We start from the raw sequence: 24902 nt of genomic DNA on the forward strand, positions 1-24902 counted from the left end.
CTAATAGGCCGAGGGCTTGTCCTCAGTTGCTCGCGTCCACTGTGTTAGTTCTGAAGCAATGAACTCCCTTGCCGGTTGAGTTCAACTTCATAGAGTTTCGGTGGTCATAGCGTTAGGGAAACGCCCGGTTACATTCCGAACCCGGAAGCTAAGCCTTTCAGCGCCGATGGTACTGCAGGGGGGACCCTGTGGGAGAGTAGGACGCCGCCGAACAATTTTTAGCCTCAACCCCCGGACTTTGTCCGGGGGTTGAGGCATTTTTGCGTTCTAGGCTGTGGTCATGCGATACGACTTGGTCATCTTCGACAACGACGGTGTGCTCGTGGACAGCGAGCCGATCTCCAATCACCTGCTGGCCGGCTATCTGACGGAGCTCGGGCATCCCACCACGTACGAGGAGTCGGTGCGGGACTACATGGGGTCCGCCATGCACCGGATCCATGAGCTCGTCGAGGCGCGGAGCGGGAAGAAGCTGCCGGCGGACTTCGACGAGACGTTCCACGCGCGGGTCTTCGCCGCCTTCGAAGCGGAGTTGGAGGCCGTCGCCGGTGCCGGGGACGTGCTCAAGGGGCTTGCCGCGGCCGGTGTTCCGTACTGTGTGGCCTCCTCGGGGAGCCATGAGCGGATCAGGGTCGGGCACCGGAAGACCGGGCTCGACGTCCACTTCAGGGACGAGATCGTGTTCAGTGCCGAGGATGTCGGCCGGGGCAAGCCGGCGCCGGACCTCTTCCTGTACGCCGCCGAGCGCATGGGGGTCGCCCCCGAGCGGTGTGTGGTGGTCGAGGACAGCGGGCTCGGGGTCCAGGCCGCCCTGGCGGCCGGGATGGACGTGTTCGGGTTCACCGCGATGACACCGGAGGCGAAGCTCGCCGGGGCGAAGGGCTACTTCGGGAGGATGGAGGAGCTTCCCGCGATTTTGGAGGCGTGATCCATCTACCCAGCGGTAGTTTCCGGCCGTACGCTGTGCCGCCATGACGGATGCGCGTTTGCGGCGTGGGCGGGGATCCCTGGCGGTCAGTTTCTTCGTGCAGGGGGTCACCTTCGCCCTGCTCGTGACTCGAATACCGGCGATCCAGGACCAGTACGGGATCTCGGACGGGCTGCTGCCGGCCTTCCTGGCGGCGGTCCCGATCCTGGCGGGTGTGGCGAGTGTGGCGACCGAGAAGGTCGTCGCCCAGGTCGGGCCGGCGGTGGTGCTGCGGTGGGCGCAGCCCTTCGTGCTGCTGGCCCTCCTCGCCGTGGGGATGGGGTCGGAGCTCTGGCATGCCGCGATCGCGCTGGGGCTCTTCGGTCTTGCCGTGGGTGCCCTCGACGCCTCGATGAACATGCTGGGGGTGAGCCTGCAGCGGGCGTACGGGCGGAGCATCATGCTCGGTTTCCACGCCTCGTACAGCCTCGGCGGGATCGCGGGGGCCTCGCTCGCCTGGGTGGGGGCGCACTGGCACCTGTCGCTGTTCGTGTCGTACCTGCCGGTGGTGGCCGTGCTGCTGCCCGTCGCGTTCGTCGGCAGCCGGTGGTACGTGGCCGGTGGGGAGTCCGAGCCGGCCGAGGCGGGGGACGCGAAGGGGAGCGGTGTCGTCTTCAAGGTGCTGCTGCCGCTGTGTCTGGTGATGACCTTCGCGTACATCGGGGACTCGACGGTCTCCAACTGGAGTGCCAAGTACCTCCAGGACGTGCTGGGCAGCTCGGAGGAGCTGGCGACCGTGCCGTACAACGCGTACATGGTGACGACGCTGCTCGGGCGGGCGGTCGGGGACTTCGGGGTGCGGCGGCTCGGGGCCGTCGTGGTGGTGCGGGCGGGTGCCGTGCTCGCGGGTCTCGGGTTCGCTGCGGTCGCGGCGGCTCCGGGTGCCTGGGCGGGGATCGCCGGGTTCACGGTGCTCGGGTTCGGGCTGAGCGTGATCGTGCCGCAGACGTTCGCCGCGGCGGGGCGGCTGTTCCCGGGGGCCAGTGACGCGGCGGTCGCGCGGCTCAACGTCTTCAACTACGTGGGATTCCTCGTGGGCTCTCCCCTGGTGGGGGCGCTCGGGGACGCGTGGAGCTATCGGGGGGCCATGCTGGTGCCGATGGTGCTGGTCCTGGTGACGGTGGTGTACGCCACGTCGTTCGGTGCGCGAGAGGCCCGATACGGTGGCGGGCATGAGCGGCCGCGCACTGTTGATGTGGGATGAAGCTGTCACGCAGTACGACTTCGGGTCCGAGCATCCGATGGATCCGGTCCGGCTCGCGCTGACGATGTCGCTGGTGCGGGCCTACGGGCTCGACCGGGCGGTGGACGTGGTGGCGGCGAAGCCGGCCGGGGACTCGACGCTGCGGCTCGTGCACCGCGAGGACTATGTGGCGGCGGTGCGGGCGGCCTCGGCGGATCCGCGCCATGCCGACCAGGCGTACGGGCTCGGCACGGTCGACGATCCGGCGTTCGCCGGGATGCACGAGGTGTCGGCGCTGATCGCCGGGCAGTCGGTGGGCGCGGCGGAGGCGGTCTGGCGCGGGGAGGCCGCGCACGCGGTGAACTTCGCGGGTGGGCTGCACCACGCGATGCCGGGGGCGGCCTCGGGTTTCTGCATCTACAACGACGCCTCGCTGGCGATCGCCCGGCTGCTCGAACTGGGCGCGGAGCGGGTCATGTACGTGGATGTGGACGTGCATCACGGGGACGGGGTGCAGGCGGCGTTCTGGGAGGACCCGCGGGTTCTGACGGTGTCGTTGCACGAGCATCCGCGGACGCTGTTCCCGCAGACGGGCTGGCCGGAGGAGACGGGCGCGGCGGGGGCCGGTGAGGGCGGGGCCGTGAACGTGGCGCTGCCGGCGGGGACGGGGGACGCGGGGTGGCTGCGGGCCTTCCACGCGGTCGTGCCGGAGCTCGTCGCGGACTTCCGGCCGCAGGTGCTGGTGACGCAGCACGGGGCGGACACGCACTTCGAGGATCCGCTGGCGCACCTTGCGGTGTCGCTGGACGCGCAGCGGGCGGTCCAGGAGGCCTGTCACGAGCTGGCGCACGAGTATGCCGAGGGGCGCTGGCTGGCGCTCGGCGGCGGCGGGTACGCGGTGGTGGATGTCGTACCGCGGTCGTGGACGCATCTGGTGGGGATCGCGGCGCATGCTCCGGTGGATCCGGAGTCGGTGATCCCGGCGTCGTGGCGGGACGAGGTGTACGCGCGGACCCGGCAGCCGGGGCCGGCGCGGATGACGGACGGGCGGTGGCCGGTGGGCTTCCGGGACTGGGCCGAGGGGTACGACCCGGCGGACCGGCTGGACCAGGCGGTGCTCGCGACGCGGAAGGCGGCGTTTCCGCTGCGGGGGATGCTGGCCTAGGGGGCGGGGCCGGGAACGTTCTCCCGGGCGTTACGCCGACGGTGGGGTGTCCGGGAGGTTTGGATCCCCGGGCGGTGGTGTTCCGGCAGCATCGGGTGGGTGTTGAGTACCGGGGCGCTGCGGGCGCATCTGTTGGCGGCGGGGTTGGCGGGCAGGGTGGCGACCTCGCGGGAGGAGAACCTGCGGAGCTATCGGCTGTTCGCCGCGCGTGATCCGCGGGTGCTGCTCGGGCTGGACCCCGCGTGGGTGTGGGACGAGGCGGGTCTGCTGCGGCTGATGGCCGACAAGTGTGGGGTGTCGGGGGATCCGGCGCACCGGTCGGGGCCGGACGTCATCGATCCGGAGCGTACGGTGCGGGGGCTCGACGCCTTCGCGGCGCGTCTGGGTGCGGCGGCCGCGCGGCGGGTTCCGGTGCTTCTCGGGACGGGGCATCCGCATCGTCTGCTCGGTTTCTACGTCGCTCTCGCAGACGCCTTGTCGGCGGCGGGATGTCTTGTCCTCACACCGGCGCAGGGGCGATGTGTCGACATAACGACCCGGTTCGGCGTACGTACGTACCTTCTCGACTACGTACGGGGGGTCGCGCTGGTACGGGAACCCGGGCCGTCCGGCGACGGGCGTGTGCGGGGGGCGCACTCCCACTCGCCGCTGCCGGTTAGGGCCGCTCTGGAGAGCGCGGCGGACGGTGGCGGGCCGCTGCCGGAGCTTGTGGTGGGGGACCACGGATGGGTCTGCGGGGCAGGTCAGCTGGGTATCGAGGCCATCGGTCTGGCGGACACGGATGATCCCGCGCTGTTCGTCGGGGAGGCGGAGGGGCAGGTGTCGGTGGCCGTTCCGCTTGATGACGGAGTGCGCTCCGCCTCGTACCTCCCGCTGACGCGCTATGTACTCAATCGAGCGTGTCTGTCACGGTAAACGGCCGATGGCAGCTCCTCTTCCCCACTCGTACCACCCGCCCCTAGTCTGGAGAGTGAGCGCTCGGCGACGAAGAGTCACCGGAGGGGAAGCCGGTGGGCGTCGCGGCGGAAGGTACAGGTGGGTCATGGCTGCTGGCGAACGACCTCTCAACGAGGTCAAGTTTCTGACCGTGGCGGAAGTCGCCTCGGTGATGCGCGTGTCGAAGATGACCGTGTACCGCTTGGTGCACAGCGGTCATCTGCCGGCGATCCGGGTGGGCAGGTCCTTCCGGGTGCCGGAACAGGCGGTTCACGAGTACCTGCGGGAGTCGTTCGTGGGGGTGGGGAGCGCTTAGCGGCCGCGCGGCCGCAATGCCGGGAAAGCCCCGTACGGCCCTCGGATTACAAGCGCGGTCCTCGGGACGGTAGGCTAGGCCGACGTAGGTCGTGTGGGCCCAGACGCCCCGCACCGATCCCCGCCGGGAGGCGGGGATGTTCCGAGAAGTGAGCGAGGGTAGTCGTGGGCTCTGTTATCAAGAAGCGGCGCAAGCGGATGGCGAAGAAGAAGCACCGCAAGCTGCTCAAGCGCACGCGCGTTCAGCGTCGCAACAAGAAGTAAGGCGACAGCTGCTTCGCAGCGTTTGTGCGTCAGGCGTGGCCCTTCACCGTTCGCGGTGGAGGGCCACGTTTCATTGCGCGGAAATCTTGAGGCGCTACGGTGGCGACCAACGGAAGACGGACGGAAGGCGCGGATCTTGGGCAAGGTCGTGCTCGTCACCGGTGCCGCCCGGCATCTGGGGGGCCGCTTCGTGCGGCGGATCCAGCGGGACCCGGAAGTGGAGCGGGTGATCGCCGTCGACGCGGTGGACCCGGCTCATCAGCTCGGCGCCGCCGAGTTCGTACGGGCGGACATCCGCCGGCCCGAGATCGCCAAGGTCCTCGCCGAGCACGACGTCGACACGGTGGTCCATCTGGACGTCACCGGTACGGCGCTCGGTGGCGGCGGCCGGACGTCGGTCAAGGAGACCAACGTCATCGGCACCATGCAGCTGCTCGGCGCCTGCCAGAAGTCGCCGCGGATCCGGCGCCTGGTGATCAAGTCCAGTACGAGCGTCTACGGCTCCGCGCCCCGGGACCCGGCCGTCTTCACCGAGACGACGCCCGCGAAGTCCCTGCCGAGCGGCGGCTTTGCGAAGGACGCCGTCGAGGTCGAGGGGTACGTCCGGGGTTTCGCCCGCCGCCGGCCCGACGTGGCGGTGTGCGTGCTGAGGTTCGCGAACATCCTCGGGCCCCGGATCGACTCCCCGCTCGCCGAGTACCTGGCGCTGCCGGTGCTGCCGACCGTCCTCGGTTACGACCCGCGGCTGCAGTTCGTCCACGAGGACGACGTGATCGACGTCCTGCGCCTGGGGGCGCACGAGCCCCGCAGGGCGACCCAGAACAGCGGCACGTTCAACGTGGCCGGGGACGGGGTGCTGCTGCTCTCCCAGTGCGCGCGCCGGCTCGGGCGGCCGACGGTGCCCGTGCTGCTGCCCGCGGTCACCTGGGTGGGCACCGCGCTGCGCACGGTCGGGATCACCGACTTCGCGCCCGAGCAGATCCGGCTGCTCACGCACGGCCGGGTCGTCTCGACGGTCCAGACGCGGGAGGTCCTCGGCTTCACGCCGCGCTACTCGACGGCGGAGGCGCTCGCCGACTTCGCGCGGGGGCGGGGACCGGGGCTGCTGCCGCCCGAGCTGCTGGCCGGGGCGGTGGACCGGCTCGCCGGGCGCCTGTCCCCGCCGGCCGCTCCCTCCACCGAAGCTTCCCCCCTTCACCACGGCGCCTGAGGAGACCCGACTGCGATGGCGGACGCCAAGGTCATTCCGTTCGACGACGACCGCTCACGGGCCCGCCGGCGGCCCGCCAGGGCCGAGGGCGAGGCGGCGGCCGTACGGGCCCTGCCGGGGCCTCAGCAGGCGCTGGGGGAGCCGGAAGGGGCGTCGGAGGCCTCCGGGGCCTCCCCGGCCTCCGGAGCCTCCGGTGCTTCCGGGGCCGCGGCCCCGGAGCCGGGGCCCGGGGCCGACGCGCCGGAGCGGGCGGCGGCCGGCCGGAGCGGCTGGGAGCGGCGGCTCGCGGGCGGGCTCGCGTTCCTGCGGCGGCGGGTCACCGGCGAGTACGAGGTCGACGAGTTCGGCTACGACGAGGAGCTCACCGACCAGGTCCTGATGTCGCTGCTGCGCCCGCTGTACGAGAAGTACTTCCGGGTGGAGGTGAAGGGCGTCGAGAACATCCCGGCCGAGGGCGGGGCGCTGATCGTCGCCAACCACTCCGGGACCCTGCCGCTGGACGGGCTGATGATGCAGGTCGCCGTCCACGATCACCATCCGGCCGGGCGGCACCTGCGGCTGCTCGCCGCGGACCTGGTCTTCGTCCTGCCCGTCGTCAACGAGCTGGCCCGCAAGGCGGGGCACACGCTGGCCTGCGCGGAGGACGCGGAGCGGCTGCTGCGCTCCGGCGAGATCGTCGGGGTGATGCCGGAGGGCTTCAAGGGGATCGGGAAGCCCTTCGGGGAGCGGTACAAGCTCCAGCGGTTCGGGCGGGGCGGTTTCGTCTCGACGGCGCTGCGGGCCGGGGTGCCGATCGTGCCCTGCTCGATCGTGGGCGCGGAGGAGATATACCCGATGCTCGGGAACGCCAGGACGCTGGCGCGGGTGCTCGGTTTCCCGTACTTCCCGCTCACTCCGACCTTCCCGTGGCTGGGGCCGCTCGGGGCGCTGCCGCTGCCGACGAAGTGGACGATCCAGTTCGGCGAGCCGATCCCGACGGATTCGTACGCGCCGGAGGCGGCGGAGGACCCGATGCTGATGTTCAACCTGACGGATCAGGTGCGGGAGCAGATCCAGCACACGCTCTACAAGCTGCTCGTGCAGCGGCGGTCGGTGTTCTTCTGACCGCCGCTCCCCGAGCAGGCATGGAAGAAGGGGCGCCCCCCGTCCGTGGGGGCGCCCCTTCTTCTTGTCAGCGAGCGTCCTCGCTGTCGATGCCGAGGCCCGGAAGCAGGCCCGGCAGGAGTGGCGGAAGGGTCACGTCCGGCACGTCCGGGGTCGACTGGCCCTCGGTGGGGGCCGTCGGTGTGCCCGTCGGGGAGGGCTTGAGCAGTCCGCCGGCGCTGCCGCCGAGGAGGCCGTCGTCCTCGGGCGAGCCCGTGCCGCTGCCCGTGCTCGGGGTGGTTCCCGTGCTGGGCCCGGACGGGCGGGGCGGGGCGGAGTGGCTGTTCGACGGGGACGCCTGCTGGTCCGCCGGCGGGCGCTGGGTGTCGGCGCCCTGGGTGCCCTTCGGCGTGCCGGGGCTGCTGCGCGGGCCTTCGGAGCCGATCGCGCCCCGCTCGGGGGTGCGGGGGAGCACCGACTGGAGCGGCTCGACCTCTTCGTCTATGGCGTCGAAGACGTCCGTCACCTCGCTGCCGACGTCCGCCAGTTGGACGGGGAGCCGGTCGCGGAGGCCGTTCCAGGTGTCCCGGTGGGCCTGGGCGAAGGAGTTGAGCCGGGCCATCGGGCCGATCTCGCCGTCCCGCTCGTACGCCTCGCGGAGCAGCCGGTGGCCCTCGGAGGCGTCGTGCTTCATTCCGCCCAGGACGCGGCGGATCTCGGCGAGGGACTCGTGGTCGAGCTCCCCGGCGCGGCCGCGCTCCATGAGCCGGCGGGCCTCGCTGAGACGGGTGGAGGCCTGGTCGAGGTAGATGCCGCCGCGGTCCGCGTCGTCGTCCGCCATGCCCAGCTTGATGTCCTCCATGCCTCGCTTGAGTCCGTAGAGCGAGTCACCGGGGAGGGCGTCGGAACTTGCAGCGGCCACTCCGCCGAAGGCGCCCGCCGCGACACCGACCGTGAGGCCGCCGGCGGCGAGGCCCTTGGTCCAGCGGGACCGGGGGCGCAGTCTCCGGAGTGGGGACGCCCGGTGGGCTCCCCTGCCGGTGGATGTCCGTTGCTCCGGCACCGTAGGGCCCGCCGAGGCGCTCCCTTCCATGAGCATCGCTTCCATGGCGGCGACGAGCTGGGCTCGTTGCACCACCTTGACCTCGGGGTCGAGCTGCGGTCTGGGCAGCTCGCCGAGGCCGTTCGCCAGGGCCAACAGCCGCCCGTGCTCGGCGGGTTCGGCCGGTTCCGCCGGGGCCTCGGGCTGCTCGGCCGCCGCGTCCTCGGACGCCCGGTCCTCCAGGGCCTGGGCGAAGGCGTTCGCCCGCCGGTGCGCCGATACGTTCGCGATCACGGGCGGCACCTCCTCTCGTCATGACGGTCGACTCCCCGGGGTGTCCGGAAGGTTGCACACCTTGAGCGCATCCACACGAAAGAGTGAGTGGCTGCGGACATGGCGTGACCACAGGGAGCCTGCATCCCGCACAACGAGCGGCGCGGCACTTGGGTTACGCGCGAAAGATGATCGGACCAGTGCGTCATCGAGTCGTCACCGACTGTGAGTTGGGCGGGGGTAGTGGGGGTGTGGGGGGAGGTGGGGGCATGAGGGCGCGAGCCGGGGCGATGGGGCGCGTGTGGGGGGCGCGGAGCGGTCAGCGGGCGTCGTCCGGGAGAAGGCGGGCCAGGGTGCGGACGGCCCGGTACTGGAGGGTCTTGATCGCACCCTCGTTCTTGCCCATGACCCGGGCGGTCTCGGCGACCGAGAGGCCCTGCAGGAAGCGCAGGGTCACGCACTCCTGCTGCTGGGGGTTGAGGCGGCGGACCGCGTCGAGGAGCGCGGCGTTGGAGAGGGACTCCAGGACGGAGTCCTCGGGGCTGCGCTCGACCTCGTTGGCGTCGAGCATCTCGCCGGTGGTGACTTCGAGGCGGAAGCGGCTGGACTTGAAGTGGTCGGCGACCAGGTTCCGCGCGATCGTGACGAGCCAGGCGCCGAAGTCGCGGCCCTGCCAGGTGAAGGTGGAGATCCGGCGCAGGGCGCGCAGGAAGGTCTCGCTGGTGAGGTCCTCCGCCGTCGCCTTTCCGCCGACGCGGTAGTAGATGTAGCGGTAGACCGTGTCGCTGTACTGGTCGTACAGGCGGCCGAAGGCCTCGGCCTCGCCCGCCTGGGCGCGCTCGACGAGGTCCATCATGCGGGCGCTGTCGCTGTCCGCGGTGGGGCGGCGGGCGGGGGTCGAGGTTCCGGAGCCGGAGCGTGCGCCCCGTCTGCCCACGGCGGCGCCGCCGTCGGCCAGGGCGTAGCAAGGGCCGGCGGGTGCCGGTGCGGCGAAGGCGAAGGCGGGGACAGGGCCGGCGTACGCGGTGGGGACGAAGCCGCGCAAGTGGTCGAGGACCGTTGCGCGCAGCGTAGCCAGGCCCGAGGTGTCAACCCCGACGTGTGGGTACACGGGACTCCCAGAGGCAGAGCTTCCATCACGTGCAGTGCGGGACCGTTCACCCGTCGTGGCGACGTGAGGGGTCCTTTGTGCGTCTGAGGAGAATAACGCTTCGTACAGGCAGCGCTACACCCAGTTGCTCAAATCACCGGTTCCGTCGTATCTGTTACTGCTTGTAGTCACATCAGGGTGCAGTTCGTGACCGGTTGTTGATCGCTTTGCTTCCGAGTGTGACTGCGCGGGCGATGTGTTGTGCTCAAGTGCGGAGCGGGCGAGTGATCGGGGCCGCTGCGGGGTAAGGAGGCCCGAATGCCTGGGAGTCGACGTGTACGGGGCTGTTCGACCACGGACGGGTGAGCGGGCCTGGTCCGGGGTTGTCGCAGATGATCGCAGCCGAAACGTATCGGCAGGGCGGTGGCGCGCCGGGGAGTGTGACCCTCGCGGGGAGCGCCGGCGTCAGTGGCGGCGGCGGTGCAGGGCGACCGCGGCGGCCGTGCCGCCGGCCAGCGCGCCCAGGCCCGCGGCGGCGGGGATGCCGACCTTCGCGGCCTTGCGGCCGGTCCGGTAGTCGCGCAGCCGCCAGTCCCGGTCCTTCGCGTGCTTGCGGAGCTTGGCGTCCGGGTTGATCGCGTACGGGTGCCCCACCAGCGACAGCATCGGGATGTCGTTGTGCGAGTCGCTGTACGCGGCGCACCGGCTCAGGTCGAGGCCCTCGGCGGCGGCGAGGGCCCGTACCGCCTCGGCCTTGGCCGGTCCGTGCAGGGGCTCGCCGACCAGCTTGCCCGTGTAGACGCCGCCGACCGACTCGGCGACCGTGCCGAGCGCTCCGGTCAGGCCGAGGCGGCGGGCGATGATCGTGGCCGTCTCCACCGGGGCGGCTGTGACCAGCCAGACCTTCTGGCCCGCGTCCAGGTGCGCCTGGGCGAGGCCGCGGGTGCCGGGCCAGATGCGGTCGGCCATGTACTCGTCGTAGATCTCCTCGCCGATCGACATCAGTTCGGAGACGCGGTGGCCCTTGACGATGGACAGCGCGCTGTCGCGGGCGTCCTGCATGTGCTCGGGGTCCTCGACGCCGGCGAGCCGGAACCAGGCCTGCTGCCAGGCGAAGCGCGCGAGTTCGCGGCGCTGGAAGAACTTCCGCTTGTACAGGCCGCGGCCGAAGTGGAAGATCGCGGCGCCCTGCATCACGGTGTTGTCGAGGTCGAAGAAGGCGGCGGCTCTCACGTCGCCGGCGACCGGGAACTCCGGTTCCGCGGGCGCGGCTTCCTCGGCGGCGGCCTCCTCCCGCTCCTGTTCCAGCTGGAGCGAGGACTTGCGCGCCGCCTCGGCGGCGGCCTCGCCTGCCAGGACGCTGCGCGCGGTGGCGGAGCGCCTACGGGGGGTGAGCCATCCCAGAGCGGCCATGCCGTTGAGCATAGCCAGTCTGTTCGGTACTTCCCGACTTGTGAGGATGCCGTGGTGTGAACAGTCGGCGCCGGGCGTGTTACCGGGGCCGCCGGGCCGCGCAGAATGGGCGTCATGTTCGGACGTACGAAGAAGAAGGACGCCGGGTCACGCACGGTGACGCTGATCGGCAAGCCGGGATGTCATCTCTGCGACGACGCCCGCGCGGTGATCGAGGCCGTGTGCGCGGAGACCGGAGCATCCTGGGAGGAGAAGGACATCACCCAGGACGAGGCGCTCCACCGGGCGTACTGGGAGCAGATTCCCGTGGTCCTGATCGACGGCGAGCAGCACACCTTCTGGCGTGTGGACGCCGGCCGGCTCCGGCGCGAACTGGGTGCGTGACCGAAAGGCGGTTACCATCATGGACGTTTTGTTGGGTTTCGGGGGCGGCATCGTGAGGAGAGTGTGCGGCTTTGCCCCCTTCGGGATCCCAACGCGCTGACGCACTCCGCGGTTCCGCGACGATACGAACCGGCCGCGTGACCCCGGTCACTTTGGGCAGACAAAACGGACACCATCTTTGTGCACGCGTTCACAAAGACATAGCCTGCATTCGACGGGGCGGTCGTGGGACATATGGCCGCCTGCAGCCCCGCTCATCCCGCAGGAGCACCGTGGCAACTGGCCGAACTCACCGACCGGCGACCCGTAGCCGAGGAATTCCCGAGGCCACCGTCGCCCGGCTTCCGCTGTATCTGCGCGCACTCACCGCGCTCTCGGAGCGCTCCGTACCCACGGTCTCCTCCGAGGAGCTCGCGGCGGCGGCGGGGGTCAACTCCGCGAAGCTGCGCAAGGACTTCAGCTACCTCGGCTCGTACGGCACCCGTGGTGTCGGCTACGACGTCGAGTACCTCGTCTACCAGATCTCCCGTGAGCTGGGTCTCACCCAGGACTGGCCCGTCGTCATCGTCGGCATCGGAAACCTCGGCGCCGCCCTCGCCGGCTACGGCGGTTTCGCGTCCCGCGGCTTCCGCGTCGCCGCGCTCATCGACGCCGACCCCGCCATGACCGGCAAGCCGGTCGCCGGGATCCCCGTCCAGCACAGCGACGACCTCGAGAAGATCATCAACGAGGACGGCGTCTCCATCGGCGTCATCGCGACCCCGGCCGGCGTCGCCCAGCAGGTCTGCGACCGGCTCGTGGCCGCCGGAGTCACCTCCATCCTGAACTTCGCCCCGACCGTGCTCTCCGTGCCCGACGGCGTGGACGTGCGCAAGGTCGACCTCTCCATCGAGCTGCAGATCCTCGCCTTCCACGAGCAGCGCAAGGCCGGCGAGGAGACGAGCGCCGAGGAGGGCCCCGACGCTGGCGCCGAGCCCGAGGCCGCCGCCGTCGCGCCGCCGGCCCCCCGCGGCGCCACGGGCTCCACCGGCCGTAAGGGACCCGACGGGGACGTCCCCGCGGTGATGCCGGCATGAGTCTTCTCGTCGTCGGGCTGAGCCACCGCAGCGCCCCCGTCTCCATCCTGGAGCGGGCCTCGCTGCCGGCGGACACCCAGGCCAAGCTGCTCCAGGACACCCTCGCCGCCGAACCGGCCGCCGAGGCCACCGTCCTGGCCACCTGCAACCGCATCGAGCTCTACGCCGACGTGGACAAGTTCCACGCCGGGGTCGCCGAGCTGTCCACGCTGCTCGCGCAGCACAGCGGCGTCGGCCTGGACGAGCTCACTCCTTATCTCTATGTGCACTACGAGGACCGGGCCGTCCACCACCTCTTCTCGGTGGCCTGCGGGCTCGACTCCATGGTCGTCGGCGAGGGGCAGATCCTCGGCCAGATCAAGGACACCCTCGCCCTCGGCCAGGACCTCCACACCGCCGGCCGCCTCCTCAACGACCTGTTCCAGCAGGCCCTGAGGGTCGGCAAGCGCGCCCACAGCGAGACCGGGATCGACCGGGCCGGGCAGTCGCTCGTCACCTTCGGCCTGGAGCAGCTCGCCCAGGACACGGACGTCGAGACCTGGGCCAAGGGCAAGCGGGCCCTCGTCATCGGGGCCGGCTCGATGTCCTCGCTCGCCGCCGCCACGCTCGCGCGCTCCGGCGTCTCCGAGATCGTCATCGCCAACCGGACCCTGGCCCGCGCCGAGCGGCTCGCGCAGATCCTCGGTGAGGCCGGTGGAACGGGCGTGGCCGCACGCGCGGTCGAGATGGTTGCCGTCGGCGACGAACTGACACGTGCCGACGTCGTCGTCTCCTGCACCGGCGCCACCGGACTCGTCCTCACCGCCGAGGCCGTCGAGGACGCGGCACGGGTCCGCCGGGCCCCGCTCTTCCTGCTCGACCTCGCGATGCCCCGCGACATCGACGCCGCCGCCCACCGCATCCCCGGTGTCCGGCTCGTCGACATCGAGTCGCTCGCCGAGGCCTCCGCCGACGCCCCCATGGCCGCCGACGTCGACCAGGTCCGGGGCATCGTCTCCGACGAGGTCGCCGCCTTCGGCGCCGCCCAGCGCGCCGCCCACATCACCCCGACCGTCGTCGCCCTGCGCACGATGGCCGCCGAGGTGGTCGCGGGCGAGGTCGCCCGACTCGAAGGCCGCCTCCCCGGCCTCGACGACAAGCAGCGCGCCGAGATCACCCAGACCGTGCGACGCGTGGTCGACAAGCTCCTGCACGCGCCGACCGTGCGGGTCAAGCAGCTGGCCAGCGAGCCCGGCGGCGCCGGGTACGCGGACGCGCTGCGGACACTCTTCGACCTCGACCCGGAGACGGTGGCTTCTGTCAGCCGGGCCGACCTGAATGACGCCGACGTCAAGAACCGAGGGCGAGTATGACCGAGAGGGCACTGAGGCTCGGGACCAGGCGCAGCAAGCTCGCCATGGCCCAGTCCGGGCACGTGGCCGACGCCGTCCGGCAGCTGACCGGCCGGCCCGTCGAGCTCGTGGAGATCACGACGTACGGGGACACCTCCCGGGAGCACCTGGCGCAGATCGGCGGCACCGGCGTCTTCGTCGCCGCGCTGCGCGACGCGCTGCTCGCCGGCGAGGTGGACTTCGCCGTGCACTCGCTGAAGGACCTGCCGACCGCACAGCACCCCGACCTGGTGCTGGCCGCGATCCCGCGGCGCGAGGACCCGCGCGACGTGCTGATCGCCCGCGAGGGACTGGCGCTGGACCGGCTGCCCCAGGGCGCCCGGGTCGGCACCGGCTCCCCGCGGCGGATGGCACAGCTCCACGCGTACGCACGCAACCACGGCCTGGACATCACCTGCGTCCCCATCCGCGGCAACGTCGACACCCGTGTCGGCTACGTCCGCGCGGGTGAGCTGGACGCCGTCGTCCTGGCCGCGGCCGGACTCAACCGCATCGGCGGGACCGACGAGCTCCTCGGCGGTCTCTCCGCCGAGCCGCTGGCCGTCGACACCGTCCTGCCCGCCCCCGGCCAGGGCGCCCTGGCCGTCGAATGCCTGGCGTCGAACACCGAACTCGTCGCCGCGCTCGCGCCGCTCGACGACCCGCACACGCGGGCCGCCGTGACCGCCGAGCGATCCCTGCTCGCCGCCCTGGAGGCCGGCTGCTCCGCACCTGTGGGTGCGCTGGCCGACCTGCTGGCCGACGACCCCGGTCACGGGCAGGTTGTCACCGAAATGCGCCTGCGCGGCGTCGTCGGCACCACCGACGGCTCGACGCTGGTGCAGCTGTCCACCACCGGTCCCGTACCCACCTCGCACGATGAGGCGATGGCGCTCGGACGCGAACTCGCGGACGAGATGCTCGCCAAGGGTGCGGCTGGTCTTATGGGGGAGCGAGCACTTTGAACCCCACCCGCCCGACCACAAGCCCTGTGTCCTCGGCCTTCACCGGCCACGGACACGTCACGTTCCTCGGCGCAGGCCCCGGTGACCCCGGACTGCTGACCCTCAGGGCCGTCGAAGCCCTGTCGGGAGCGGACGTCCTGATCGCCGAGCCCGAGGTGCTCGAGGTCGTTCGCGGCCACGCGCGCGCGGGGGTGAGCACGCCTGAGCTGACGGTTGTTGACGAGGCGTCAACAACCGCCGGTGTCCCCGTGTTGAGGGATGCGGCCAATCTTGTCATGGAGGCCGCGAGGGGCGGCAGGCGGGTCGTCCGTGCGGTGACGGGCGACCCCGGACTCGACGGGAACGCGGGAGCCGAGATGCTCGCCTGCGCCGCCGAGGGCATCCCCTTCGAGGTCGTCCCCGGCGTCGCCACCGCCGTCGGCGTGCCCGCGTACGCCGGCGTGCCGCTGCGCGACGCACAGGGCACCGACGTGCGCTTCGTCGACGCCCGCACCGCCGACGAGCGGTGCTGGGCCGAGGTCGGCGCCTCGGACGGGACCGTCGTCGTGTCCACGTCCCTCGACGCGGTCGCCGCGGCGGCCGGTGAACTGGTGTCGGCAGGCCGTAAGCCGGACACCCCGCTCACCGTCACCATCGCCGGTACGACCACCCGCCAGCGGACCTGGAACGCGACCCTCGGGACGATCGCCCAGGTCTTCAAGCAGGGCAAGGTGCTCCCCTCGCCCGAGGGCCACCGGCCGGTCATAGCCGTGGTCGGCGAGCGCAGCGCCCCGGCGCAGCGGGACCAGCTGTCGTGGTTCGAGTCGAAGCCGCTCTTCGGGTGGCGTGTCCTCGTGCCGCGCACCAAGGAGCAGGCCGCGTCGCTCTCCGACCAGCTGCGTTCGTACGGCGCGGTGCCGCACGAGGTGCCGACGATCGCCGTCGAGCCGCCGCGCACCCCGCAGCAGATGGAGCGGGCGGTCAAGGGGCTCGTCACCGGACGCTACGAGTGGATCGCCTTCACCTCGGTGAACGCGGTGAAGGCCGTACGGGAGAAGTTCGAGGAGTACGGGCTCGACGCCCGCGCCTTCGCCGGGATCAAGGTCGCGGCCGTGGGCGAGCAGACCGCCGCGGCCCTGGTCGACTTCGGCGTGAAGCCGGACCTGGTGCCGTCGGGCGAGCAGTCCGCGGCCGGACTCCTCGAGGACTGGCCGCCGTACGACCCGGTCTTCGACCCGATCGACCGCGTCTTCCTGCCGCGCGCCGACATCGCGACCGAGACGCTGGTCGCGGGGCTCATCGAGCTCGGGTGGGAGGTCGACGACGTCACCGCCTACCGGACCGTACGGGCCTCGCCGCCGCCGGCGGACACGCGGGAGGCGATCAAGGGCGGCGGTTTCGACGCCGTTCTGTTCACGTCCTCCTCGACCGTGCGGAACCTGGTCGGTATCGCCGGGAAGCCGCACAACGTGACGGTCATCGCCTGCATCGGGCCCGCCACGGCCAAGACGGCCGAGGAGCACGGGCTGCGGGTCGACGTGCTCTCGCCCGAGCCGTCCGTCCACAAGCTCGCCGAGGCGCTGGCGGACTTCGGTCTGCGGCGGCGGGAGTCCGCGCTGGAGGCCGGGGATCCGGTGACGCGGCCGAGCGAGCGGCGGCCGGGCGCGCGCAGGCGTCGCACGACGTAGCGGTTCTTCTCCACCGGGGCGCGGGTCCGTCTTCACGGGCCCGCGCCCCGGTGCGTGGGGGCTGCGCCCCGGCGCCGGTATGCCCACAACGCGTCGGTAAGGGCATGGGGCGGGCGGGCGTAGCCTCGGATTCATGAACTCGTACGGATCCTTTCCCGGGGCGCGGCCGCGGCGGCTGCGGACGACGCCTGCCATGCGCCGGATGGTGGCCGAGACCCGGCTGCATCCCGCCGACCTGATCCTGCCCGCGTTCGTGCGCGAGGGGATCACCGAGCCCGTGCCGATCCAGGCCATGCCGGGGGTCGTGCAGCACACGCGGGACACCCTGCGGAAGGCCGCCGTGGAGGCGCTGGAGGCCGGGGTCTCCGGGATCATGCTCTTCGGCGTGCCCGAGGACGCGAAGAAGGACGCCGCCGGGACGGCCGGGACCGACCCCGACGGGATCCTCCAGGTCGCCGTCCGGGACGTGAAGGCCGAGGTCGGTGACGAGCTCGTCATCATGTCGGACCTGTGCCTCGACGAGTTCACCGACCACGGGCACTGCGGCGTCCTGGACGCCGACGGCCGGGTCGACAACGACGCCACGCTGGAACGTTACGCCGAGATGGCCCAGGTCCAGGCCGACGCCGGAGTCCACGTCGTCGGCCCGTCCGGGATGATGGACGGGCAGGTCGGGGTCATCCGCGACGCGCTCGACACCATCGGCAAGGAGGACGTGTCGATCCTCGCGTACACCGCGAAGTACTCCTCCGCCTTCTACGGCCCCTTCCGCGAGGCCGTCGGCTCCTCGCTCAAGGGCGACCGCAAGACGTACCAGCAGGACCCCGCCAACCTCCGTGAGTCGATGCGCGAGCTCGCGCTCGACCTGGAGGAGGGCGCGGACATGGTCATGGTGAAGCCCGCCGGGCCCTACCTCGACGTGCTCGCGAAGGTCGCCGAGGCGGTGGACGTGCCGGTGGCCGCGTACCAGATCAGCGGTGAGTACGCGATGGTCGAGGCCGCCGCCGAGAAGGGCTGGATCGACCGCGACAAGGCGATCCTGGAGACCCTCACCGGCATCCGCCGCGCCGGCGCCGGGATGATCCTCACCTACTGGGCCACCGAGGTCGCCCAGAACCTGTCCGCCGGGCGCTAGTCCCACCAGAAGGTCCACACCGGGGTGTCGAGGAGGGCCTTCTCGGCGTACGCGCGCAGGGTGGCGGTGGCACAGCTCCCCTGCGTGATGTTGTCCGGACAGAACGCGAAGTGCTCCGCCGCCACCGCCTCGGCCTCCTCCAGGGTCCGGGGCGGGGCCGCCACCGACACCACCAGCTGGTCGAAGGTGAGCGCCACGACACGGGCGCCGAAACGGTCCTCCCAGGAGCGCAGCACCGCGCACAGCCGCGCCACGTCGTTCTCGTGGTTCAGCGGACCGCCCCAGCCGATGACCGCCGGTATGTCGGCGCTGCGCCGGGCCCGCACCAGGGCCGGGCGGGCGTCCGCCAGCCAGAAACCCGGCTCCGTCAGCATCTCCGCGACGGTCGCCGCCGCCCCGTCGGGGTCCGTCGTCAGAGGCTGCGCCGGGGCCAGGCCCGGCCAGCCGGCGGTGAAGGGGGCGACGATCTCCCTGTACTCCGGCTGCCTGCCGAACAGATCCTCCACGGCCGCCGTCACCCGGGCGTCCCGCTCCTCCTCCGGTGTCTCCGAGGCCGCGTAGTACTCCCAGAAGTCCCCGAGCACCTCGTCGGCGTCGTGGTCCGCCGGGTCGCTCATCCGCTCCGGCTCCAGCTCCCACGCGTCCAGGCCCCGCTCCCCGCCCAGCAGGACCGGCAGCAGCCCCGCCGTCCGGGCCGCCGGACGCAGCGCGCTCCAGGCGGCCGGCCCCGCCGCGCCGTGACCCGACCACAGGTACGGGGCGTCCGCCGGGCCGGAGAGGGCGCCGGGCGGCAGGTCGAGGCCGAGGGAACGGCCGGTCGGATCGGACACGAGCCCGGGCAGCTGGTTCTGGATCATCGCCATGACCGAGAACGTACGGGCCGCCACTGACAACGGGGCGAGTGGTGGGGCGGCACCGGGCGGCGCACCCTGGAGAAGTAGCCGACAGGTACCTCGGTGGAGGTGGTCCTCATGATGAACACGCTTGTCGGATGGCATGTGGAGATGGAGTTCGAGGAAGTGGGCAGCCGGACGCGGGCCGCGGCCATGGTCCGGCTCTCCGACGGCACCGAGTTCCGGGCCCACGGCACCGCGAACCGGCACCCCTCCGACCCGGACCAGCTGCGGGTGGGCGAGGAGATCGCCGGCGCACGCGCGCTGATGGACCTCGCCTCGCAGCTGCTCCAGAAGGCCCACAAGGAGATCGACGAGGTGTCCGGCCGGACCTCGCACGCCATCCGTTGACGACGAAGCCCCCGGTACGGCGGTCCGTACCGGGGGCTTCGCCTCGGAGCGTCAGAGGCGCTCGGGCGTCCGGATGCCCAGCAGGGCCATGCCCTGGTGGAGCGTGCGGGCGGTGAGGTCGCAGAGGAAGAGGCGGTTCTCCGCGACCTCCTGCGCCGGCGCCGGCTTGATCACCGGGCACTGGTCGTAGAACGTCGTGTACAGCGAGGCGAGCTGGTACAGGTACGCGGTGAGCTTGTGCGGCGCGTACTCGACGGCCGCCTCGGTCACCGTCTCGGCGAAGCGGTCCAGGTGGAGGCCGAGTGCGCGCTCCGCCGGGGCCAGCTCCAGCTCCGCGTGGGCGACGGGGGTACGGTCCCCCGCCTTGCCGAAGATCGACTTGATACGGGCGTACGCGTACTGGAGGTAGACCGACGTGTCACCGTTCAGCGACACCATCTGGTCCAGGTCGAACTTGTAGTCGCGCGCCGCGGACGTCGACAGGTCGGCGTACTTCACCGCGCCGATGCCGACGTACTGGCCGTTCTCGACGATCTCCGTCTCGGTCAGGCCCACCTTCTCGGCCTTCTCGCGGACGACCGTCGTCGCCCGGTCCACCGCCTCGTCCAGCAGGTCCACCAGACGGACCGTCTCGCCCTCACGGGTCTTGAACGGCTTGCCGTCCTTGCCCAGGACGGTGCCGAAGGCCAGCTGGACGGCCTTCACCTCGTCGTTCAGCCAGCCGGCCCGGCGGGCCGTCTCGAAGACCATCTTGAAGTGCAGCGACTGGCGGGCGTCCACCACGTACAGCAGGGAGGTCGCCTTCAGGTTCTGCACCCGGTCGCGGATCGCGGACAGGTCCGTCGCCGCGTAGCCGAAGCCGCCGTCGGACTTCTGGACGATCAGCGGCGTCGGGTTGCCGTCCGGGCCCTTCACGTCGTCGAAGAACACGCACAGCGCGCCCTCGGAGCGGACCGCGACGCCCGACTCCTCCAGGATGCGGCAGGTCTCCGTCAGCATGTCGTTGTAGCCGGACTCGCCGACGACGTCGCCGTCCCGGATGTCCATGTCCAGCTTGTCGAAGACCGAGTAGAAGTAGATCTTCGACTCGTCGACGAACCGCTGCCAGAGGGCCAGCGTCTCCTCGTCGCCCGCCTGGAGGTCCACGACCCGGGCACGCGCCCGCGTCTTGAACTCCTCGTCGGAGTCGAACAGGGCGCGCGAGGCCTTGTACAGCCGGTTCAGGTTCGACATGGCCTCCTCGCCGGAGACCTCGGCCTCCGAGGAGTGGTCCAGCTCGTGCGGGTGCTCGATCAGGAACTGGATGAGCATGCCGAACTGGGTGCCCCAGTCGCCGATGTGGTGGCGCCGGACCACCGTCTCGCCGGTGAACTCGAGGATCTCGACCATCGCGGCGCCGATGACGGCGGACCGGAGGTGGCCGACGTGCATCTCCTTCGCCACGTTCGGCTGGGCGTAGTCGATGACCGTGGTGCCCGCCGACTCGTTGAACGGCACGCCGAGACGCGCGTCCGCGGCGCGGGCCGCGAGGGTGTCGATGATCGCCGAGTCGGTGACCGTGATGTTCAGGAAGCCGGGGCCCGAGACCTCGATCTCCTTCAGGACGTCATTGGCCGGGATCGCCTCGACGACCTTCGTCGCCAGCTCGCGCGGGTTGCCCTTGAGCTGCTTGGCCAGCGCCAGGATGCCGTTGGCCTGGAAGTCGGCCCGGTCGCTTCGTCGCAGCAGCGGGTCGGCGGACGCGGCGTCCGGCAGAGCCGCCGAGAGGCCGTCCGCGAGGCGCTGCTGCACGGTCGAAGCGAGGGAAGGGACCGAGGCCATGAGCTTCCGTTCCTGTTGAGTCCGTCAGGTCTAAATCGCTTGTCAAGTGTCCCATGGGAGCGCAACGTGATTTCCCCGCCTGTGGACAACCTCGGAGAGCGGTGTTCCGTCTGGGAGAATGGTTGTCGTAGGGCTGTCAGACAGAACCTCTCAGGAAGAAGGACGTACCGACCGTGGCTCAGAGCAGCACCGAGACCGACTGGGTCTCCCGTTTCGCGGACGAGGTCATCGCCGAGTCGGAGCGACGTGCGCCTGGCAAACCGGTCGTCGTCGCCTCCGGCCTCTCCCCGTCCGGCCCGATCCACCTCGGCAACCTCCGCGAGGTCATGACCCCGCACCTGGTCGCCGACGAGATCCGCCGCCGCGGGTACGAGGTCCGGCACCTCATCTCCTGGGACGACTACGACCGCTACCGCAAGGTGCCGAACGGCATCGAGGGCATCGACGCCTCCTGGGCCGAGCACATCGGCAAGCCGCTGACCTCGGTCCCGGCCCCGGCCGGTTCGCCCCACGCCAACTGGGCCGAGCACTTCAAGGCCGCCATGGTCGAGTCGCTGGCCGAGCTGGGCGTCGAGTACGACCCGATCAGCCAGACCGAGCAGTACACCGCCGGCGCCTACCGCGAGCAGATCCTGCACGCGATGAAGCACCGCGGTGACATCGACGCCATCCTCGACCAGTACCGGACGAAGAAGGCGCCGAAGAAGCAGTCCCAGAAGCCGGTCGACGAGGCCGAGCTGGAGGCCGAGGAGGGCTCCGGCGCGGCCGGCGAGGACGACGGTTCCGGCGGCACCTCGGGCTACTTCCCGTACAAGCCGTACTGCGGGCAGTGCGAGAAGGACCTGACGACCGTCACGTCGTACGACGACGAGACCACCGAGCTGGCCTACACCTGCACGAACTGCGGCTTCTCCGAGACGGTCGCGCTCAGCGAGTTCAACCGCGGCAAGCTGGTCTGGAAGGTCGACTGGCCCATGCGCTGGGCCTACGAGGGCGTCATCTTCGAGCCCTCCGGCGTCGACCACTCCTCGCCCGGCTCGTCCTTCGTGGTCGGCGGCCAGATCGTCCGTGAGGTCTTCGACGGCGTCCAGCCCATCGGCCCCATGTACGCCTTCGTCGGCATCAGCGGCATGGCCAAGATGTCCTCCTCGCGCGGCGGCGTGCCCACCGCGGCCGACGCGCTGAAGATCATGGAGGCTCCGCTGCTGCGCTGGCTGTACGCCCGCCGCAAGCCGAACCAGTCCTTCAAGATCGCCTTCGACCAGGAGATCCAGCGGCTCTACGACGAGTGGGACAAGCTGGAGGCCAAGGTCGCCGACGGCTCCGTCCTGCCCGCCGACGCGGCCGCCCACTCCCGCGCCGCCCGTACGGCCGCCGGGGAGCTGCCGCGCACCCCGCGCCCGCTCCCGTACCGCACGCTCGCCTCGGTCATGGACATCACGGCCGGCCACGACGAGCAGACCCTGCGGATCCTGACCGAGCTCGACCCCGAGAACCCGGTGACCTCCCTCGACGAGGTCCGGCCGCGCCTCGACCGCGCCGAGAACTGGATCACCAACCAGGTCCCGGCCGACCAGCGCACCATCGTCCGCGAGGAGCCCGACACCGAGCTCCTCGGCTCCCTGGACGACGAGGGCCGCGAGTCGCTCCGCCTGCTCCTGGAGGGCCTCGACACCCACTGGTCGCTCGACGGGCTCACCACCCTGGTCTACGGCGTCCCGAAGGTCATGGCCGGTCTCGACGCCGAGGCCAAGCCGACGCCCGAGCTGAAGCTCGCCCAGCGCGCGTTCTTCGCCCTGCTCTACAAGCTCCTCGTCAGCCGCGAGACGGGTCCCCGTCTGCCCACGCTGCTGCTCGCGGTCGGTGCGGACCGGGTGCGCAAGCTGCTCGGGGCGTAGCTGCCGGAGGCTGGGCCGGGCACCCGTCGACGGACGGAGTCCGGCGCAGCCGGTAGAAGCCCGAGAGGCCCCCTGGGGCCGAGCGGTGCGAGAGCGGCGTCGGGGAGGGGTCCGGGTGCGCAAGCTGCTCGGGGCGTAGCTGCCGGAGGCTGGGCCGGGCACCCGTCGACGGACGGAGTCCGGCGCAGCCGGTCGATCGCATGAGGAAGGGCCGCCACCCATTCGGGTGGCGGCCCTTCGCGTTGCGTACCTCGTGCCCCTACGGGGTGTCCACGTCGGCCCTCGCCTGCTGCACGCGCTCCTGCGCCGCCGGGACCGCCTGCCGCAGCAGGTCGATGTCGGACGCGGGGAACTCCGGAAGGCCGTACTGCTCGGCCACCAGCCGCGCCAGCTCGGCCTCGGCCGGGAACCGCTCGTGCTCGATCACGTACGAGCTCATGACCTTGTAGACGACGTCCTCGAACTCGTCGGCCCGCGGCTCCGGCTGCTCCACGTACTCCGGGTACTCCACGAACTCCTCGGGACCCGCCGGAGGGACGTCCTCCGGGCCCTGCGGCACCGGGACCGGCATGGGTTCGAGGCCCTCCACGATCTGCGGGTTGTAGCTGCCCTCGTAGGACTCCGGGGAGACCTGCGAGGCGTCGAACCAGTGGCTCTCGTGGTTCACCGGCCCCGCCGGGGCCTGCGCCTGCTGCGGCACCTGGGCCTGCGGCCCCACCGGGGTCTGCGCCGGGGCGGCCTGCGCCGGGACCTGGGCCGGCAGCGCCGCCGGCTGGGGCTGCGCGAGCGCGACCGGCTGCGGCTCCGGAGGGAGTACCGCCGGCTCGATGCCCGCCGCCGCCAGGCCCGCCGGGGCCGTCTCCGCGAGCGGCACCCCGTACCGGGCGAGCCGCAGCGGCATCAGCGCCTCCACCGGCGCCTTGCGCCGCCAGCCGCGGCCGAAGCGCGCCTGCAGCCGGGCCTGGTAGATCAGCCGCTCCTGCTCCAGCTTGATGACCTGCTCGTACGAGCGGAGCTCCCACAGCTTCATCCGGCGCCACAGCCGGAACGTCGGCACCGGCGACAGCAGCCAGCGGGTGATCCGGACGCCCTCCATGTGCTTGTCGGCCGTGATGTCCGCGATCCGGCCGACGGCGTGCCGGGCGGCCTCGACGGCCACCACGAACAGCACCGGGATCACCGCGTGCATGCCCACGCCCAGCGGGTCGGGCCAGGCGGCCGCGCCGTTGAAGGCGATCGTCGCGGCCGTCAGCACCCAGGCCGTCTGGCGCAGCAGCGGGAACGGGATCCGCAGCCAGGTCAGCAGCAGGTCCAGGGCGAGCAGCACACAGATGCCCGCGTCGATGCCGATCGGGAAGAAGTACGAGAAGGTGCCGAAGCCCTTCTGCAGGGCGAGCTCGCGCACGGCGGCGTACGAACCCGCGAAACCGATCCCCGCGATGATCAGCGCACCGCCGATGACGAGGCCGATGAGTATTCGGTGTGTGCGTGTCAGCTGCATCGCGGCCACCCGCGACCCCTCCCGTCATTCGACATCCGGCGCGCACAGAGTGGCACATGCGCGCGGAGCCCGGCCCTCGGGGGGAGGGACGGGCTCCGCGCGAAAGTGGCACTCCGCGCTGGTTTGTGACTACTTGTTGGCTGCGGCGACCGCCGCGACGGCTTCCTTGACCGCGGTGGCCGCACCGTTCGTGATCGTCTTCTCGGACGGGGTGTCGGCGCCCGCGTAACCGGCACCGTTGTACGAGAGCAGCACCAGCACGTTCCCCGTGCGGACCAGGATCGACGTGTAGGCGAAGTCCTCGTCGGTCTTGCGCAGCTGGTAGGTGACCGTCTTCGCCTCGTCGCCGATGCCCGTGGCCGTGACCGTCCGGAGCTTCTTCGCGCCCGGGGTCTCCTGGACCTTGGCGAGCTCCTTCGCGAGGTTCTCGTGGGCGCGGTCCTGGCCGCTGCCGAGCGCGGCGTCGGATTCGTACCGGTAGAAGGACACGTCCAGCCAGCGGTACTGCGAGCCCTTCACGCCCTTGTCATCCAGGCCGTTCCACGAGCAGCCGCCGCGGCTGGTCAGGTCGCTGGAGACGGCCGGCGTGCCGTTCTTCGTCTTCGCCTTGGGAACCAGGGACGCCGTCGTCTTCGCGGAGATCGACTTGCAGACCTCGGGCAGCTTCGCGAACTTCGCCGGGTCGACCGTCTTCGTCGACTGCGACGGCGAGGGGGTGGCGGACGCCGACGAGGCCGTCTTGTCCTTGCCCTGCCCCTGCGTCTTCCCGGAGTCGTCGGAGTCCGAGGAGCATCCCGCGGCGACGAGCATCACCGGGACGGCGGCGCAGGCGAGTATGCGGGTGAGTCGCGTTCGCGGAGCTGATCGCTGCATGGTTCCTTCAGTCGCTTGTCGGCCACG

Annotated in this window: 23 protein-coding genes and 1 rRNA gene; 17 read left to right on the forward strand and 7 right to left on the reverse strand. The window is 71.3% G+C overall.

From position 1 onward, the window contains the following. Positions 1–96: 96 nt before the first annotated feature. From rrf to IE237_RS35400, 9 genes are all read left to right on the forward strand, one after another. Positions 97–213: ribosomal RNA gene (gene rrf, locus IE237_RS35360) — 5S ribosomal RNA — on the forward strand. A 67-nt stretch (positions 214–280) separates the two neighbouring features. Beyond that, a complete protein-coding gene (locus IE237_RS35365) occupies positions 281–928 on the forward strand; it encodes an HAD family hydrolase (protein WP_189806273.1) in 648 nt (215 codons plus the stop codon). A 43-nt stretch (positions 929–971) separates the two neighbouring features. Continuing rightward, on the forward strand, positions 972–2171 hold the full coding sequence (locus IE237_RS35370; RefSeq protein ID WP_189806274.1) for an MFS transporter: 1200 nt from the start codon (positions 972–974) through the stop codon (positions 2169–2171). Further along, positions 2140–3315 carry an acetoin utilization protein AcuC gene (locus IE237_RS35375; RefSeq protein WP_189806275.1) on the forward strand — a complete coding sequence of 392 codons (1176 nt, stop codon included), beginning with the start codon at positions 2140–2142 and terminating at the stop codon, positions 3313–3315. Before IE237_RS35370 ends, IE237_RS35375 begins: the two co-directional genes overlap by 32 nt. 99 nt (positions 3316–3414) lie before the next feature. Continuing rightward, complete coding sequence (locus tag IE237_RS35380; RefSeq protein ID WP_189806276.1) at positions 3415–4230, forward strand: phosphatase; 816 nt, start codon at positions 3415–3417, stop codon at positions 4228–4230. A 127-nt stretch (positions 4231–4357) separates the two neighbouring features. Next, positions 4358–4567 (forward strand): helix-turn-helix domain-containing protein, encoded by a 210-nt coding sequence (locus IE237_RS35385; protein ID WP_189806277.1) that lies wholly within the window; start codon positions 4358–4360, stop codon positions 4565–4567. A gap of 164 nt (positions 4568–4731) precedes the next feature. Further along, positions 4732–4830, forward strand: coding sequence for a 30S ribosomal protein bS22 (locus IE237_RS35390; RefSeq protein WP_003948845.1), 99 nt, complete (start codon positions 4732–4734; stop codon positions 4828–4830). A 136-nt stretch (positions 4831–4966) separates the two neighbouring features. Beyond that, entirely contained in the window at positions 4967–6040 is a 1074-nt protein-coding gene (locus tag IE237_RS35395; protein ID WP_189806278.1) for an NAD-dependent epimerase/dehydratase family protein, read from the forward strand. 15 nt (positions 6041–6055) lie between these two features. After that, a complete protein-coding gene (locus IE237_RS35400) occupies positions 6056–7144 on the forward strand; it encodes a lysophospholipid acyltransferase family protein (RefSeq protein WP_189806279.1) in 1089 nt (362 codons plus the stop codon). 67 nt (positions 7145–7211) lie between these two features. Here IE237_RS35400 and IE237_RS35405 read toward each other — a convergent pair whose 3' ends face one another. The 3 genes from IE237_RS35405 to IE237_RS35415 form a co-directional block, all read right to left on the reverse strand. After that, complete coding sequence (locus IE237_RS35405) at positions 7212–8459, reverse strand: DUF5667 domain-containing protein (protein ID WP_189806280.1); 1248 nt, start codon at positions 8457–8459, stop codon at positions 7212–7214. A 298-nt stretch (positions 8460–8757) separates the two neighbouring features. Then, on the reverse strand, positions 8758–9549 hold the full coding sequence (locus IE237_RS35410; protein WP_189806281.1) for an ECF subfamily RNA polymerase sigma factor, BldN family: 792 nt from the start codon (positions 9547–9549) through the stop codon (positions 8758–8760). A 444-nt stretch (positions 9550–9993) separates the two neighbouring features. Further along, positions 9994–10941, reverse strand: a complete 948-nt coding sequence (locus IE237_RS35415; RefSeq protein ID WP_189806282.1) for an HAD family hydrolase — start codon at positions 10939–10941, stop codon at positions 9994–9996. 105 nt (positions 10942–11046) lie between these two features. Between IE237_RS35415 and IE237_RS35420 the strand changes: the two genes are divergently transcribed. The 6 genes from IE237_RS35420 (at position 11047) to hemB (ending at position 17538) form a co-directional block, all read left to right on the forward strand. Continuing rightward, positions 11047–11325, forward strand: coding sequence for a glutaredoxin family protein (locus IE237_RS35420; protein WP_189806283.1), 279 nt, complete (start codon positions 11047–11049; stop codon positions 11323–11325). 272 nt (positions 11326–11597) lie between these two features. Beyond that, positions 11598–12401: a redox-sensing transcriptional repressor Rex gene (locus IE237_RS35425; RefSeq protein WP_189806284.1), complete on the forward strand. Its 804-nt coding sequence runs from the start codon at positions 11598–11600 to the stop codon at positions 12399–12401. After that, complete coding sequence (locus IE237_RS35430; RefSeq protein ID WP_189806285.1) at positions 12398–13753, forward strand: glutamyl-tRNA reductase; 1356 nt, start codon at positions 12398–12400, stop codon at positions 13751–13753. Before IE237_RS35425 ends, IE237_RS35430 begins: the two co-directional genes overlap by 4 nt. Further along, positions 13750–14736 carry a hydroxymethylbilane synthase gene (hemC, locus tag IE237_RS35435; protein WP_189806286.1) on the forward strand — a complete coding sequence of 329 codons (987 nt, stop codon included), beginning with the start codon at positions 13750–13752 and terminating at the stop codon, positions 14734–14736. The genes IE237_RS35430 and hemC overlap by 4 nt, the downstream gene beginning before the upstream one ends. Next, a complete protein-coding gene (locus IE237_RS35440; RefSeq protein ID WP_189806287.1) occupies positions 14733–16403 on the forward strand; it encodes a bifunctional uroporphyrinogen-III C-methyltransferase/uroporphyrinogen-III synthase in 1671 nt (556 codons plus the stop codon). Before hemC ends, IE237_RS35440 begins: the two co-directional genes overlap by 4 nt. Positions 16404–16536: 133 nt before the next feature. Next, on the forward strand, positions 16537–17538 hold the full coding sequence (gene hemB, locus IE237_RS35445) for a porphobilinogen synthase (RefSeq protein WP_189806288.1): 1002 nt from the start codon (positions 16537–16539) through the stop codon (positions 17536–17538). Here hemB and IE237_RS35450 read toward each other — a convergent pair. Beyond that, positions 17535–18401, reverse strand: a complete 867-nt coding sequence (locus tag IE237_RS35450; protein WP_189806289.1) for a DUF4253 domain-containing protein — start codon at positions 18399–18401, stop codon at positions 17535–17537. The two genes, hemB and IE237_RS35450, sit on opposite strands and share 4 nt — an antisense overlap. A gap of 111 nt (positions 18402–18512) precedes the next feature. Between IE237_RS35450 and IE237_RS35455 the strand changes: the two genes are divergently transcribed. Next, the gene (locus tag IE237_RS35455) at positions 18513–18782 is read left to right on the forward strand and encodes a DUF1876 domain-containing protein (RefSeq protein WP_189806412.1); all 270 of its coding nucleotides are present in this window, start codon (positions 18513–18515) and stop codon (positions 18780–18782) included. Positions 18783–18833: 51 nt separating this feature from the next. Here IE237_RS35455 and argS read toward each other — a convergent pair whose 3' ends face one another. Beyond that, positions 18834–20603 carry an arginine--tRNA ligase gene (argS, locus tag IE237_RS35460; protein WP_189806290.1) on the reverse strand — a complete coding sequence of 590 codons (1770 nt, stop codon included), beginning with the start codon at positions 20601–20603 and terminating at the stop codon, positions 18834–18836. 173 nt (positions 20604–20776) lie between these two features. On the opposite strand from argS, the gene lysS reads away from it, so the two are divergent. Continuing rightward, the gene (gene lysS / locus IE237_RS35465) at positions 20777–22501 is read left to right on the forward strand and encodes a lysine--tRNA ligase (protein ID WP_189806291.1); all 1725 of its coding nucleotides are present in this window, start codon (positions 20777–20779) and stop codon (positions 22499–22501) included. Positions 22502–22760: 259 nt separating this feature from the next. Here the strand turns inward: lysS and IE237_RS35470 are convergent, their stop codons facing one another. Both IE237_RS35470 and IE237_RS35475 read right to left on the reverse strand, forming a co-directional pair. After that, the gene (locus IE237_RS35470; RefSeq protein WP_189806292.1) at positions 22761–24011 is read right to left on the reverse strand and encodes a DUF2637 domain-containing protein; all 1251 of its coding nucleotides are present in this window, start codon (positions 24009–24011) and stop codon (positions 22761–22763) included. A gap of 120 nt (positions 24012–24131) precedes the next feature. Beyond that, entirely contained in the window at positions 24132–24875 is a 744-nt protein-coding gene (locus IE237_RS35475) for a DUF3558 domain-containing protein (protein ID WP_189806293.1), read from the reverse strand. Between the last annotated feature and the right edge of the window lie 27 nt (positions 24876–24902).

The organism is Streptomyces tanashiensis, from assembly GCF_014648895.1.
In the GTDB taxonomy this organism is placed as follows: domain Bacteria; phylum Actinomycetota; class Actinomycetes; order Streptomycetales; family Streptomycetaceae; genus Streptomyces; species Streptomyces tanashiensis.